13 protein-coding genes are annotated in these 13,718 nt (G+C 50.8%); 7 read left to right on the top strand and 6 right to left on the bottom strand.

The window, feature by feature from the left end:
- Positions 1–46 precede the first annotated feature (46 nt).
- Both H581_RS0128335 and H581_RS0128330 read left to right on the top strand, forming a co-directional pair.
- Entirely contained in the window at positions 47–760 is a 714-nt protein-coding gene (locus H581_RS0128335) for a Cthe_2314 family HEPN domain-containing protein (protein WP_029192209.1), read from the top strand.
- A 28-nt stretch (positions 761–788) separates the two neighbouring features.
- Positions 789–1,562 carry an SDR family oxidoreductase gene (locus tag H581_RS0128330; RefSeq protein ID WP_029192208.1) on the top strand — a complete coding sequence of 258 codons (774 nt, stop codon included), beginning with the start codon at positions 789–791 and terminating at the stop codon, positions 1,560–1,562.
- Positions 1,563–1,633: 71 nt separating this feature from the next.
- Here H581_RS0128330 and H581_RS0128325 read toward each other — a convergent pair whose 3' ends face one another.
- The gene (locus tag H581_RS0128325; protein WP_029192207.1) at positions 1,634–1,879 is read right to left on the bottom strand and encodes a NifU family protein; all 246 of its coding nucleotides are present in this window, start codon (positions 1,877–1,879) and stop codon (positions 1,634–1,636) included.
- 86 nt (positions 1,880–1,965) lie between these two features.
- Here H581_RS0128325 and H581_RS0128320 point away from each other — a divergent pair, with 86 nt between their 5' ends.
- Positions 1,966–2,238 (top strand): YuzB family protein, encoded by a 273-nt coding sequence (locus H581_RS0128320; RefSeq protein WP_029192206.1) that lies wholly within the window; start codon positions 1,966–1,968, stop codon positions 2,236–2,238.
- An 11-nt stretch (positions 2,239–2,249) separates the two neighbouring features.
- Here the strand turns inward: H581_RS0128320 and H581_RS0128315 are convergent, their stop codons facing one another.
- Both H581_RS0128315 and mqnE read right to left on the bottom strand, forming a co-directional pair.
- Positions 2,250–3,317, bottom strand: a complete 1,068-nt coding sequence (locus tag H581_RS0128315; RefSeq protein WP_029192205.1) for an NAD(P)/FAD-dependent oxidoreductase — start codon at positions 3,315–3,317, stop codon at positions 2,250–2,252.
- Between the two features lie 64 nt (positions 3,318–3,381).
- Entirely contained in the window at positions 3,382–4,485 is a 1,104-nt protein-coding gene (gene mqnE, locus H581_RS0128310) for an aminofutalosine synthase MqnE (protein WP_029192204.1), read from the bottom strand.
- A 241-nt stretch (positions 4,486–4,726) separates the two neighbouring features.
- Here mqnE and erpA point away from each other — a divergent pair, with 241 nt between their 5' ends.
- From erpA to H581_RS0128295, 3 genes are all read left to right on the top strand, one after another.
- On the top strand, positions 4,727–5,089 hold the full coding sequence (gene erpA, locus H581_RS0128305) for an iron-sulfur cluster insertion protein ErpA (protein ID WP_029192203.1): 363 nt from the start codon (positions 4,727–4,729) through the stop codon (positions 5,087–5,089).
- Positions 5,090–5,265: 176 nt separating this feature from the next.
- Positions 5,266–5,814: a hypothetical protein gene (locus H581_RS0128300; RefSeq protein WP_029192202.1), complete on the top strand. Its 549-nt coding sequence runs from the start codon at positions 5,266–5,268 to the stop codon at positions 5,812–5,814.
- A 413-nt stretch (positions 5,815–6,227) separates the two neighbouring features.
- The gene (locus H581_RS0128295; protein ID WP_029192201.1) at positions 6,228–6,488 is read left to right on the top strand and encodes a Ger(x)C family spore germination C-terminal domain-containing protein; all 261 of its coding nucleotides are present in this window, start codon (positions 6,228–6,230) and stop codon (positions 6,486–6,488) included.
- Between the two features lie 84 nt (positions 6,489–6,572).
- On the opposite strand, the gene H581_RS0128290 is transcribed toward H581_RS0128295, so the two are convergent.
- From H581_RS0128290 to H581_RS0128280, 3 genes are all read right to left on the bottom strand, one after another.
- Positions 6,573–7,430, bottom strand: a complete 858-nt coding sequence (locus H581_RS0128290) for a carbohydrate ABC transporter permease (RefSeq protein ID WP_029192200.1) — start codon at positions 7,428–7,430, stop codon at positions 6,573–6,575.
- Positions 7,431–7,450: 20 nt separating this feature from the next.
- On the bottom strand, positions 7,451–8,338 hold the full coding sequence (locus H581_RS0128285; RefSeq protein ID WP_029192199.1) for a carbohydrate ABC transporter permease: 888 nt from the start codon (positions 8,336–8,338) through the stop codon (positions 7,451–7,453).
- Positions 8,339–8,441: 103 nt separating this feature from the next.
- Complete coding sequence (locus tag H581_RS0128280) at positions 8,442–9,695, bottom strand: sugar ABC transporter substrate-binding protein (protein WP_029192198.1); 1,254 nt, start codon at positions 9,693–9,695, stop codon at positions 8,442–8,444.
- 623 nt (positions 9,696–10,318) lie between these two features.
- On the opposite strand from H581_RS0128280, the gene H581_RS0128265 reads away from it, so the two are divergent.
- Entirely contained in the window at positions 10,319–13,687 is a 3,369-nt protein-coding gene (locus H581_RS0128265) for a GH36-type glycosyl hydrolase domain-containing protein (protein WP_029192196.1), read from the top strand.
- The last annotated feature ends 31 nt before the right edge of the window (positions 13,688–13,718 follow it).

Here is a 13,718-nt window from a genome sequence, read left to right as displayed (position 1 = left end):
CGAACTATTCAGCCTTTAAATTTCGATAGAAGGGGACGGTTCCTGTATGCTGCGATTCCTGTTTGGCGAGCCTCAAAGTGAAGCGAAAGGGAAGCTTGCGGAAACATTCCTTCAAATGGAACAATTTGTTTCCATCTTATCCAAGAAAGCGCAGGCGGGCGGCGACAGCGGCCATAAGCTGCGCAAGTTCGAGATCTGGACGCTTGGCTTGAAATCGTCGCTCGACGAGCTGGAGCAAAGCCATTACGCCGCACTGCATTTTCAACATCAAATCAGCTCTTCTTCCGTGAATCAAATGACAGAAGTGGAGAGGATGAATTATAATCGGTATATCTATTTTGACAAAAACGGTTTCATTCGCGTATTCTCCTTGCTGGACAAGCTTGGCACGCTGCTGAATGAGCTTCTCGACATGCGGACGGAAAGGATCAAGCCTCACTTCTCCTATTTCACCGTGCTGCGTCAGATGAGAGAGAAGAAGGTCCATCCGGAGCTGACATGGAAGCTGAATGAAGTGAAGGAGAAGTACAAGGAGCCGATGAACAGGCTGCGCAAACGGAGAAATACCGAAATTCATTACATGAATTCGGAGATGCAGGACGATCTGATTCAAAGTCACCGTATGTATGGAGAAGAGGTCCAGTTGGAAAATATCGCGGAGCAATCGGCGGATTTAACGCAGGGTCTGTATCTCGCGATGGAGTCTCTGCTGCTTACTTTTCAATACGCATGCGGACTTATGCGGAAAAAGCAACCATAATCCCGGTGGGGGAGGAAGGCTCGTGGAGCTGAAGGGCAGGACGGCATTAGTGACGGGCAGCGCTAAGGGACTTGGCAAAAAAACGGCGATTCAGCTTGCCGAACAGGGCTGCAATATCATCGTCAATTATTATGAGAGCGAGCTTGAAGCGCAGCAGGTGAAGCAGCATATTGAGCAGTTCGGCGTAAAGGCCATTACCGTGCAAGCGGACATTGCGACGACGGCAGGGGTAGACAAGCTCGCTGCGGAAGCGGAACGCTTCTCCGGCGGCGTGGACATCCTCGTGAACAATGCCGGCCCATTCATCCGGCAGAGAAGGCTGTTCAGCGAATATGACGAAGCGAGTATCATCCGATTATTACACGGCAATTTATTGGGAGTGATGCTGCTCGACCATCGCATGCTGGAAGGCATGCGCAAGAGAAGATGGGGAAGAGTCATTCATTTCGGCTTCGGCCATGCGGGAGAGGCGAGAGCGTGGCCGCACCGTGCGGTCTATGCAGCTGCGAAGACGGGGCTCGTGTCCTTCACGAAGTCGCTGGCCGTTGAGGAGGCGCCGTTCGGCATTACGGTGAACCTGATCGGTCCCGGAGACATTCGAGGCGCGAATAAGGAACGCTCCATTGACGAGGTGGAGAATGAATTTGATCCGGAATCGCCGATGGGCCGTCCGGGCGCCGGCGAGGACGTCTCGCGCGTCGTGCTGTTCTTGTGCGAGGAGAGATCGAACTTCCTGACAGGTAACGTGATCGATGTGACAGGCGGCTACGATCCGATCCGGGCCAATATAAAAGGGCTGTAAAAAGAGTCTTATCGCATGCAACCAGCACTGCCGGCTGCACCGATAAGACTCTTTACCATTCGAACGTACAATTAGAACACTTGAACGACTTCGACTACGCCTTCAACCTCTTCCAGAAGCGCGCGCTCGATACCCGCTTTAAGCGTGATCGTCGAGCTCGGACAGCTTCCGCAGGCGCCCATCAGGCGAAGCTTGATGATGCCGCCCTCGACATCAACCAATTCTACGTCGCCTCCGTCACGCTGCAGAAACGGGCGAAGCTTATCTAATACGTCCAAGACTTCATCGTACATCGTATCTTGTGTTTGTTCACTCATTGCAATCATCTCCTTTCTCCCCTATTATAGTACAAAGCGAAGCAATTGAAAATGGATAGTAACTAAGTAAAGTTAGGTGATGCAGCATGTTAAAACCAATGATCGAATTTTGCGCCAGCAATATGCATCATGGGACCGATAAAATCATGAAATTGCTACAGCAAAACGACGAATATGAAGTGACGGAATACGGTTGCCTCGGCAATTGCGGCGAATGCTACTTGTTTCCATTCGCGCTTGTCGACGGTACGATCGTGTCGGCTGAAACGGCGGATGAGCTGTACGATAACATATTGAAGGCTCTCGACCAGCAGCAAGCCGACCGCGACGCGCTCGACAAGCTGATGGACGATTTATGATATGAACAAGGTCAGCCGAGATGTCGCTTTGAGCGCCATAATACGCCGCTCTTGACGAGGCGCGGCACTCGGCCCATAATCGGCGTTCCGCCCATGATGCCGAACCCGCTTTTCTTGCCCAGCGAGCCGAGAACGCCCTTGAGTCTTATTTTTCCAAGACGGGGCGTTTTGTCCTGCCAGATAGCGTGAAGCACTTCTGCGATTTGCTTGCCTTGAGCGCCCGCGGCTTGGCCGCTGGGGGATAAGGGAAGCGCGGCGCAATCTCCGACAATATACACATCCCGATAAGCAGGCAATTGATGGAGTTCATTGACCATTAGTCTTCCCGTTTTATCCTTCGGCAAATCCAATCGCTGGACGAGAGGCACCGGTTGAATGCCTGCCGTCCATACGGTTACGTCGGTGTAGATGGGGGAAGCGGAATTCGCATCGTGCAGAATGCCGCCCTCGAGCCTTGTCAGCGACACATTTCCCCGCATCTCTACGTTATGCTCATAGAACCAATCCGCCACAAAAGACTGAAGCTTCCCCGGAAATGCCGATAACACGCTAGGTCCGCGGTCCAAAATACGAATATTCAGGTCCGGCCGGCTTTCACGCAATTCGGCGGCCACTTCTACGCCGCTCAATCCGCCGCCGACAATGGATACTTGACCGTACGGCTTTACATCGCCCAATAAAGAGTACGTTCTTCTCGCTGCCGAGAACGTTTGGATGCTTGTGGAGTATTGCTCCGCTCCTTCAATGCCGTGATATTTGTCCGTGCAGCCCAGTCCGATGACAAGCCAATCGTATTCCAGCGGGTCCTGATCTTCCAGGAAGACGAGCTTCCGTTCCATATCTACATCGTTAATCTCTCCGTAAGCATGCGATATTCTCGGGTCAACCGGAAATTTGACGCGCAGCTCCAGATCGGATACCGTTCCGGCCGCAAGCGCGTAATATTCCGTTTTTAACCCTTGAAACGGCATGCGGTCTACAAGGACGATCGCTACGTCATGCGGCATTTGATTTTCCAATAATTCATTCGCGATGGCGAGCCCGCCATAACCTCCGCCCAAAATAACAAGTTTTCTCATATGATTCCAACACTCCACGACTGTAGAAGATAACTTTATGTTGCGCTTCCGCCAAGCGGATTACTCACTCGTACACCTTAATTTCATTGTAAAAAGTATCGCGCTCGACAGGAATGCGGCCAGCGCCCTTGATCAGCCAGATCAGGTCTTCGCGCGTAATGCCTTCCGGCGTAAGCGCACCGGCGGCATGGCTGATTTTTTCCTTCACGATCGTTCCGTGCGCGTCCGATGCACCCATCGTTAAGGCCACCTGCGTCAATTGAACGCCGATGTTGATGAAATAGGCTTTAATATGCTGGAAGTTATCAAGCATCAAGCGGCTGATAGCGATCGTCTTCAGATCTTCGAACGCGGAATTGCGGCGGCGGATGCCTGCTCTCGGATTGATTGGCTGCATCGACAACGGGATAAACACAAGGAAACCGTTCGTTTCATCCTGCAGCTCGCGAAGCTGCATCAAGTGGCGGATCCGGTCCTCCTTCGATTCGATCGAACCGTACAGCATCGTCGTATGAGTACGAAGTCCAAGCTCATGCGCCGTCCGGTGCACCTGCAGGTATTGGGATACGTCCGCTTTGTCAACGCGCATTTTTTTGCGGTAATGGTCGGATAAAATTTCCGCGCCGCCGCCCGTCAGCGACTGCAGACCGGCTTTCATCAGCTCCTGCAGCACCTCCTTGTAGCTAAGGCCGCTTATGCGCGAGAAAAAGTCGATCTCTGCCGCCGTGTACGCTTTAAGCGTTACTTCCGGGAAGCGCTCCTTCAGCGCTTTGAGCGAATCGACATAGTATTGGAACGGAACATGGGGATTGTGGCCGCCGACGATGTGAAATTCACGAACGCCCGGGTGAAAATGCTTCTCAACGTATTCGATCATTTGCTGTCCGCTCAGCGTATACGAGCCTTCTTCGCCTTCATCCTTACGAAAGTTGCAGAAAGCGCAGTGGGCTTCGCATACATTGGTAAAGTACAGACTCATATTTTCGATAAAATAAACCTTTTTTCCGTTTTTGCGCAGCGCGACTTCATTTGCCAATTGTCCGATCGTAAGCAGATCATCCGATTGATATAAGAAAACGCCATCCTCCAGCGATAGACGCTGGCCATGACGCACTTTTTCAATGATTTGCTGCATTTGCTTATCTTCTGTCGGGATTACGACGTTCATGGCGGAGCCTCCTTGAGTAGATAGTTTGTGAAAAAAATAACTTGCGATTCCGATTAAGAAGCTGTAACTATTATAAACCTCCTAACTGGCATGGGCAATAAGAAAAGTTAAGGACAAGGAATATCATGGAAGAAAGCGCAGTTGGGCGCACCTCTCTTGAGCAGAAGAGTAAACTGGGGTATACTATAAACAAGTAAGTGAACGTCTTAGGGTTGATTAGAAGATAATGGAGGGATGTAGCATGATCACGATCAGTGAGCTTGCATCTGACAAAATAAAAGAAATGCTTGAGCAGGAAGAAACGCCGGATTTGTTTTTACGGATCGGCGTGAAGGAAGGCGGCTGCAGCGGCTTCTCCTACGGCATGGGGTTTGACGATGAAGAGCACGAGGGCGACCAGGCGATAGATATGCAAGGGCTGAAGGTCGTCGTCGATCAGGACAGCATCAAATATTTGAACGGCCTGGTCATCGACTTCAAAGAATCCGCGATGGGCGGCGGATTTACGATTGAGAATCCGAACGCGAGCGCGACATGCGGCTGCGGTTCGTCGTTCCGTACGGCAACCGATGCCGGCAAGCCTGCGGCCGCTGGCGAGTGCTGAGCAAATGCAAGAAGGGCTGTTCCGACAGGCGATATGCCTGCGGGACGGCCCGTTTTTATGTGCGGCGGGTAAAGGCGTCGAAGCCCGCCGCTTTGACCTGCTTGGGATTAAAGTATCTATCCTAACAGGTTAATGAATTTGACTTATGAATTGTAATCGGGGGGACGAATTACTATATGAAGAAGAAGCTGATGATCTCAGCGCTTTTGCTTTTCCCGGTTCTGGTTTGCCTTCCGTTTCTGTTGGGGTATTTGGAATATGACAGGCAGAAGGTCGATAACGCCCACGCGGAACCGTTTATCCGCAGCCTGACCGAGGCCGTTCAGCGGCAGGATACGATTTCAATGGCCGATATCGCTTCATTCGAATGGGATAAAATGTATATGTTTCCTCCTTATATGCCAAGGGATGAGATGGAGAAGGTGGTCGGCCGCAAGTGGACGCCGGATCATAGCTATTTGGGACATTTGCTGCACCGTTCGAGCTTTGGCGAACATCCGCTAACCGACGACAGTCTCCATAAGCTCGTTTTCGTTCATGGCCGAAAGGTCGTTCTGGATGTTACGCTGGACCGCATGACGGCGGACTTTACGGCGGCAAGTCGGGTGACGGAGCGCAGCGATTCCGAATTTACCGTCGTCCGGAACGAGGTTATTTTAATCGTACCGAAGGATTCGAATCAAGCGAAAACCAGTAATCGGGGGGAGAGACGCGGGACAGGCTGAGCTTACGGTCGGCGGACTGCGCCTGCAGCTCAGCCGTAACGAGCTGGAGAGGCTGGGCCGCAAAGTCGAGCAACTTTATATTTTCTTATCGCAAGCAGAAGTTATATGAAGAGCATGACTCGCGGCGCTTCCGCTTCATAATTATGTTCCGCCATATCACAAGGCTTTTAAGCTTTGTGGTTTTTGGCATGCGTATGTCCGCGGCTCCGCATAAAATCGCCAAAACAGTCCACATTAAAAGGGAATATTAAGAAGCGGGGCGAGGTGCGGCAGGACGATTTTTCGGCGACTAAATCGCGCAGGGATGATGAAGAAGCCAGCCCAAACGGGCAATGAACCGGAAGCTTTCGCAAAGCGGCACGAGGAGCCTTCGCTGCAGCACATTTTAGACGAATTTAAGGATTGTATCGATTTTGTTCATCAAACCATTCTTCCTGGAATATTCCGGCGAATTGGATATCAGTAAGGATAAGGACCGGCAAAAGCTCGAGCAGCAAATGACGGCATACGTTCTTGCAGATGCGGAAGCCATGGTTGCCTTGATGCAGAAGAACAAGGTGGACAGCCTCGGTCTGGGCAAGCAGATTAGAAACAGCATGAGCTATAAGGAATGGAGCAAGTTCAATTGGGATGAAGCGTATCCCGCCATGAAGGTGAAGGTCATGGGGAAGTGATCATTAAGGATTTCGGAAAATTTAAATAAAAATAAAGGACCTCCCCGGCGCTATTCCGGGTGAGGTCCTTCTTGCTTCGGCGTATTACTTCATACCTGAAATCGAATAGTTCTCGATAATATGCTTCTGGAAGAAGATGAAAATAATGATGATCGGCACAACCATGAACGTCGAGCCGGCCATCTGAAGCGCATAATTACCGCCGTATTGCCCCTTCAGCAGGGAGAGGCCGACCGACAGCGTATAAAGCTTCTCGTCATTGGCGATAATGAGCGGCCAAAGGAAGCTGTTCCAGCCTCCGATGAAGGCCAGAATGCCTTGAACGGCGAGAATCGGCTTAGAGATGGGAAGAACGATTTGCAGAAACGTTCTGAACTCGCCCGCTCCGTCCAGCCTTGTCGCTTCGAGCAGCTCGTCGGGGATCGTGGACATGAACTGCCGGAACAGGAAGATGCCGAATGCGCCGACCAGTCCGGGCAATACGACCCCGATCATCGTATTGGTCAGCTGCATTTCGTTCAATATCAAGTAGACCGGGATCATCGTGACCTGGCCTGGAATCATCATCGTGGCAAGCACGAGATAGAACAGCTTATCCTTCGCTTTGAACTTATATTTGGCAAAACCGAAGCCGGCCATTGCGTTCAGGAAAAGTCCGAAAAAGGAGAAAAGGACAATAATGAACGTGTTTTTTAAATAGACGCCAAAGTTCAGATTTTCGAACAGGTTTTTAAAGTTTTCCGTTGTAAACCGTTCCGGCCACAGCGTTGGGGGAATATTTTGTATTTCGCCTTCGTGCTTGAAAGAAGAGAGAATCATCCATATGAATGGCAAGATAACCAATATTCCGCCGACGGCAAGGGTGATGCCAAGAATCCACTTGAGCGCTTTCTCACCGCTTGCGGGTTTTGCGGGTTTTGCGGCTTTTGCTTGCGAGCTCATCCATTTCACCTCCATTCGGATTAAAGATCCGTTTCTTTGCTTTGGAATCGGAATTGAACCAGCGTGATGACAATAATTGCAATAAACAGAACAAAGGAACCTGCCGCCGCGTATCCGAAGTCGCTTAGCTGGAATCCGTTACGGTAAATGAACAGCGCGACGGAGGTCGTACTGTCCAGCGGACCGCCGTTCGTCATTATGAACGGCTCCTCGAAAAATTGCAGCCAGCCGATCATGGTCGTGATGGAAACGAAGAAAATGGCGAAACGGAGCATTGGAATCGTAATGTTCGTAAGCTGCTTCCAAGTACTGGCGCCGTCAAGCTGCGCCGCCTCGTAATACGTTTTGGGAATACCCTGCAGCGCAGCGATGAAGATAATCATGTTAAGCCCGATTCCTCTCCACAGCGCCATGAGAATCAATGAAATTTTGGCCATGATCGGGTCCTGAAGCCAAGGAACGGCGGGCAATTGAACCCATTCCAGCAAATAGTTAAATAAGCCGAAGATGGGGTTATAGAGAAAGCCCCATACGACGGCGACTGCCACGACGTTCGTTACCGAGGGCATATAAAAAATGACGCGGAATACTTTAAATATCCGATTCGCGCCGTAATTAATCATAATCGCGATGGCGAGCGAACATAGAATGACGAATGGAACACCGAATACGACGTAAAATAAAGTATTGAGTATGGCTTTTATAAAAATGGGATCGGTAATAACGTCCGCATAGTTTTTGAGTCCAACGAATGAAATAGTAGACCAGTCGGCAAGACCGGCCAGGTCCATATCCGTAAAACTGATTATTAATGCGACAAGTATGGGAAGCAGAGAAAATACGGTTAGCAAAATTAGCGTTGGAGCGATGAAAAAATAAGGTGCCTTGCTGTGAGTGATCCCTTTCATGAACGACCCTTCCTTTGCTATGAGCGCCAGCCGCTGAAGAACTAAGATGGAATAACCGGCAGCGTCTTCTTTCAAGAAGAACGCTACCGGCTTGCGGCGATCATTAGTTAGTCAAAATATCCTCGGACTTGGCGTTAAAGCTGTCCAATTCCTTCTGTACGTCTTCTTTGCCGCGATAAATTTTCTCGAATGTCGTAAGAACGTTTTGGGCGATTTCTTCCCACTCCTTAATGACCGGCATCGGCTCCGCATTTTTCATTTGCTCGCCGATTACTTTTACGTTCGGATCCGCGTTTAACGCTTCATCTTCCCAAGCTTTTTTCGTTGCCGGCATGGATGTCGTGAGCTCCATCCATTTCAGCTGCGTCTCCGGTTTACTCATGTAAGCCAGAAACTTCAAGGCTTCATCTTTATGCTTGGTATGCTGGAATACCGACAGGTTGGAGCCGCCCAGCGACGACAGGTTATTTTCTTTCTTCGGCAGAACGGCTGTCGCCCATTTGCCCTTCAATTCAGGCGCTTGATCGTTGATCAATTTAATCATCCAAGGTCCGCTAATGAACATCGGCAAAATCCCTTCGCCCTTGAACGCAGGAATAATATCCATTCCCAGATCGATCGGAGCCGAGCCTTCCTGGAAGAAGCTGTTCAAATAATTAACCGCTTCAACGAATTCCGGCTGGTTGAATTGCGGTTTGCCGTCCTCGATCAGCTTCGAACCATTCTGGCGGGCAAACATGAATAATAGCGATTGTTCATTGACATCAAGGCTGATTCCGTACTTGTTGCCGCCGCGGGCTCTAAGCTTCGCAGCCGCGTCCTTCAGCTCATCCCATGTTTGGGGCGCATCGTCATAACCTGCTTCTTGAAGAAGGTCTGTGCGGTAATAGAGGAAACGCGTATCGATATACCAAGGCACGCCTACTGTTTTATCTTCATATTTTGTCGTGGCGATCGAGCCTGGGTAGAAGTTTTCTTCGGCAAGCTCAGGGTATTGTTCTACGTAAGGTTTCAAATCCATAAGAGCGTTGGCAGAAGCGAATTCAGGAATCCAGGTCGTACCCATTTGAAGCACATCCGGCCCTTTCTTCGAAGCAACGGCCGTTAACAGCTTGTCATGCGCCGTATCCCATGGGAGCGCTTGTACGTTAATTTTAATATTCGGATTCTCGCTCTCGAACTGCTTGGCGATCTTCGGAAGCGATTTAGCTTCCTCGCCCATGCCCCATACGTTGAGGGTAACCTTCTCGTCCCCCGTTCCTTCCGCCGTGTCGTTCGTATTGGCGCCGCAGCCAGTCAGGACGCCTGCGAGTAGCATGGAGCCGGCAAGTGCGGTTGCTAATGATTTTTTAAGCATTTTATAATTCCTCCCGGGTGATGAAGTTCTTTTAAGTACTATGCAGTGATCGAGTACAAGTTATTCACATAACAGCTAAGAACCGGTGTATTTTATGAATATTTCCTTCGCCTATTCCGCTGCTTGCACCTCCAGTCTTCAAAAGCCGTTTATGCATCCGTTTCTCATTCAATGTATAGGATGAGAAACGTTTCGATTCATAAAATACAATGATCTTAAGACAATTAAAACCCAACCCTCTACCGGATTCGAAACGTTTCGAATTCATTATAGAGCATGTTGAAATCGTATTCAACCCCTTTTTATTTTCGGATCAAAATGTTATCCTCTCAAAATATAAACGTTTCGATTTATCGTTTTATACAATTGACGGTTCGTTTTTTATTGTTTATAATCCAAATCAGTTGATTTCGAAACGTTTCGACACCAAAAGCCGGATTTTAGAAATTTTTAGGTTGTAAAGTTAGCAGAAAAAGCAAACAGTAACGATAGAAGAAGCTCGGAATGCACGGGAGGACGTTTCTGATGAACAAACAGCTGGTTACTCTTCTGGAGAAGATGACATTGGACGAGAAGATCGGACAGCTGCTGCAGCTTGCGGCAAATAGAATGGGAGTGTTTGCATGAAAGCCTTAGCGGATTCGATGGAAAAAATGTTGCGGCTGGAGGCCGGTGATATCCGGTTTGATTTTCTGAACAGCGGCGATTTAGGCGCGGCCTTTCACAAAACGACGATGCTTAATCAGGTTATCGCTAACCCGGTTGACGGCTCGATGGGCAATATTTATATCCGTCTTCACAGCGATGACGGCATAGCCTATTCGCCTCTGCTCGGCGTCCGCTCTTCGAGCCGTTTGTCGGCGTGGGAAGGACGGATGATGTGGGAGGGCACCGTATTTGGCGGCATAGCTTACAAAGTAATCTTCAAGCTGGCGCAGGGCGGAATTTGGTTCTGGGATGTGCAGGTTGACCGGCATGACGAAGCGGTTATCGACGTGATATACGGCCAGGATATCGGGTTGGCTGATAAAGGAGCCGTTCGTACAAACGAAGCTTATATGTCCCAGTACGTCGACAACAAGGTTTTCCAGGCTGACGGAAAGGGTTGCGTCCTTTGCTTCCGGCAGAACCAGCCCCAGCAGCGGGGCGCGTTTCCGTATATGCAGCACGGTTCAATGACCGGGGCGGCAGGCTACTCGACGGACGGCTTTCAATTTTTTGGATTAACCTACAAAGAAACGGATGAGCCCGAAGCGCTGAAGCGGGAATCGCTTGCGAACGAAGTTTATCAATATGAATTTACTTATGCAGCGCTACAATCGCCTCGGGTAACGCTTGATGCGCAGCAGCGCTTCGTATTCTACGGAATATTTAAAGAGGATCATCCATCGACGATCGAATACTTGGAATATCAAGATGAAATAGAGGCGGCTTGGAAAGAAGTACAGGCGGAAAGCGCCGCAGCTGCTAAGCCCGTTCGGCAAACCGCGATAGCCGCCGCAATCGGCGCTCCGCTGCGTACGCTAGCGATGACGGACGAGGAGGTTGAAGCCGGCTTCTCTCAGCGCCGCCAGGAGGAACGGCGGAACGGCAAGCTGCTGTCATTTTTTACAAACACGCATGAGCATGTCGTGCTGAAGGAGAAGGAGCTCTTCGTAGAGCGTCCGCACGGCCATATTCTAATGTCAGGCGGCAATGACCGGATGACGGATAACGTCATGACGACCACTTCTTATATGTACGGTATATTTAATTCGCAGCTGCTTGCCGGAAATACGAATTTCCACAAAATGATGACGAATGCGCGCAATGCCTTGAATGTATTGAAAACCTCCGGACAGCGCATTTATGTTCAGATGGAAGGCAAATACCGGCTGCTGACGATGCCGTCTTTGTTTGAGATCGGGTTCAACTACGCGCGCTGGCATTATAAAACGGACGCCGACACCTTGATTATAACGAATTATACGACCGTCGATTCGCCGGAAGTCCGTCTTCACGTTCGTTCCGCAAGCGGCCGGACTTACCGTTATTTGGTAACCAATCAAGTATCTATGAACGTGAACGAATATGAATTGCCGTATCTCATGGAGTGGGAAGGCAACGTGCTGACTTTCCAAGCCGATCCGGCTTCCATGAGCAAAAACGTGTTTCCGAAGCTGCGGTACACGCTGCAGGTGACAGGCGCGGGCATGAACGTCGCGGATGAAAGCTTGCTGGCAGACGGAGTCCAGGCAGGCGCCGCTTCCCTCGTCGTGCTTGAACTGGACGAAAGCAAGGAATGGACGATAACGATGCAGGGCCTTATCCACGGAGAGGAGCTTCCATTCGCGGAGCGGGAAGCGGCGACGGAAATTGAACGATACCGGAGTTTCTTCAGTCAGGTGATGAACGGCTTCCGCCTCTCCCGCGATGGCGTGGGAGCTTCGGCTGACCTGGACAAGATGAACGCACTGGCATGGTGGTATACCCATAATATGCTCGTCCATTATTCCGTGCCGCACGGCTTGGAGCAGTATGGCGGAGCCGCATGGGGAACGCGGGACGTCTGCCAGGGGCCGACCGAATATTTTATGGCCACCCACAAGTATGAGCGGGTAGCCGAAATTTTAAAGACGGTCTACTCCCATCAGTACGAGGACGACGGCAATTGGCCGCAATGGTTCATGTTCGACCGTTATTACCGTATCCAGCAGGAGGAGAGCCACGGCGACATAATCGTCTGGCCGCTCAAGGTGCTTGGCGATTATTTGGCCGCAACGAAGGATTATGGCATTTTAAGCGAGCTTGCGCCTTATTCCGTGCGGCATACCGGCGAGTTTACGGCTCATTCCGCGACGCTGCTCGACCATGCGCTGAAGGAAATCGATTATATCAAAAATCATTTCCTGCATGATACCCATTTGTCCTCCTATGGCGACGGGGATTGGGACGATACGCTCCAGCCGGCGAATGCGCAGCTGAAGCAAAACATGATCAGCAGTTGGACCGTCGCATTGACCTATCAGGTCATTGCCCAATTCGCAAGCGTGCTTGCGGAAGTAGATGCGTCAGTTGCCGCTGATCTGAAGCAGCTGGCTGCGGATATTCAAACGGATTTCAATCGATATATGCTGCAGAAGGATGTCATTCCCGGCTTCGTGTATATGGAGAAGCCCGGTCAAGCCGAGCTGATGCTGCATCCGACGGATAAAACGACCGGCATCCAGTACCGACTTCTGCCGATGACCCGCAGCATAATCGGCGAGCTGCTGACCGGAGAGCAGGCAGAGGCGCATTACCGGATTATTAAAGACCGGCTTTATTGTCCCGACGGCGTTCGTCTCATGAATCGTCCTGCACATTATACGGGCGGTATAAGCACCAACTTCAAGAGAGCGGAGCAAGCGGCCAACTTCGGCAGGGAGATCGGCCTGCAGTACGTGCATGCCCATATCCGTTATGTGGAGGCGATGGCTAAGCTCGGCAAGTCCGGCGAAGTATGGCAAGGCCTTATGATGATTAACCCGGTCGGCCTTCTCGATGTCGTTCCTAATGCGGAGCTCCGCCAGAGCAATGCTTACTTCAGCAGCTCCGACGGAAAGTTCAACAACCGTTACGATGCGCAGGAGCGTTTCGGAGAGTTGAAGGACGGCGCCGTGCCGGTGAAGGGCGGCTGGCGGATCTATTCCAGCGGCCCGGGGATCTATATGAATCAGCTCATTTCGAACGCGCTCGGCATCCGGCAGCTTGAGGGCGACCTGGTTATCGATCCGGTCCTGCCGGCAGGCTTAGACGGACTGCGGTTCGAATTCGAATGGGCGGGCTATCCGGTAACCTTCCTGTATTCGCTCGGGAAGGAAGAGAGGGTAAGACGGGTATCGGTCAACGGCGCGGATGTGCAGCTGCAGCCGGTTGCCAACCGTTACCGCGAAGGCGGCGTTCGAATCAGCTCCGGGCTGTTGAAGGCGGCGTTGAAGGATGATGGTAATTTAATTGAAGTCTTTAAGTAAACGATACGGACTGGCGGCCTTATAAGAACCG

Source organism: Paenibacillus harenae DSM 16969, from assembly GCF_000422465.1.
Lineage (GTDB): Bacteria > Bacillota > Bacilli > Paenibacillales > Paenibacillaceae > Pristimantibacillus > Pristimantibacillus harenae.
The sequence above is the reverse complement of the archived record's forward strand: the minus strand, read 5'-3'. Positions and strand labels throughout refer to the sequence as shown.

Excerpts from the sequence above, each read along its gene's own strand:
- H581_RS0128335 (WP_029192209.1), top strand. The coding sequence starts at position 47 with ATGCTGCGATTCCTGTTTGGCGAGCCTCAAAGTGAAGCGAAAGGGAAG.
- H581_RS0128315 (WP_029192205.1), bottom strand. The coding sequence starts at position 3,317 with ATGAGAAAACTTGTTATTTTGGGCGGAGGTTATGGCGGGCTCGCCATC.
- H581_RS0128285 (WP_029192199.1), bottom strand. The coding sequence starts at position 8,338 with ATGAAAGGGATCACTCACAGCAAGGCACCTTATTTTTTCATCGCTCCA.
- H581_RS0128265 (WP_029192196.1), top strand. The coding sequence starts at position 10,319 with ATGAAAGCCTTAGCGGATTCGATGGAAAAAATGTTGCGGCTGGAGGCC.
- H581_RS0128280 (WP_029192198.1), bottom strand. The coding sequence starts at position 9,695 with ATGCTTAAAAAATCATTAGCAACCGCACTTGCCGGCTCCATGCTACTC.
- mqnE (WP_029192204.1), bottom strand. The coding sequence starts at position 4,485 with ATGAACGTCGTAATCCCGACAGAAGATAAGCAAATGCAGCAAATCATT.
- erpA (WP_029192203.1), top strand. The coding sequence starts at position 4,727 with ATGATCACGATCAGTGAGCTTGCATCTGACAAAATAAAAGAAATGCTT.
- H581_RS0128325 (WP_029192207.1), bottom strand. The coding sequence starts at position 1,879 with ATGAGTGAACAAACACAAGATACGATGTACGATGAAGTCTTGGACGTA.
- H581_RS0128320 (WP_029192206.1), top strand. The coding sequence starts at position 1,966 with ATGTTAAAACCAATGATCGAATTTTGCGCCAGCAATATGCATCATGGG.
- H581_RS0128290 (WP_029192200.1), bottom strand. The coding sequence starts at position 7,430 with ATGAGCTCGCAAGCAAAAGCCGCAAAACCCGCAAAACCCGCAAGCGGT.
- H581_RS0128300 (WP_029192202.1), top strand. The coding sequence starts at position 5,266 with ATGAAGAAGAAGCTGATGATCTCAGCGCTTTTGCTTTTCCCGGTTCTG.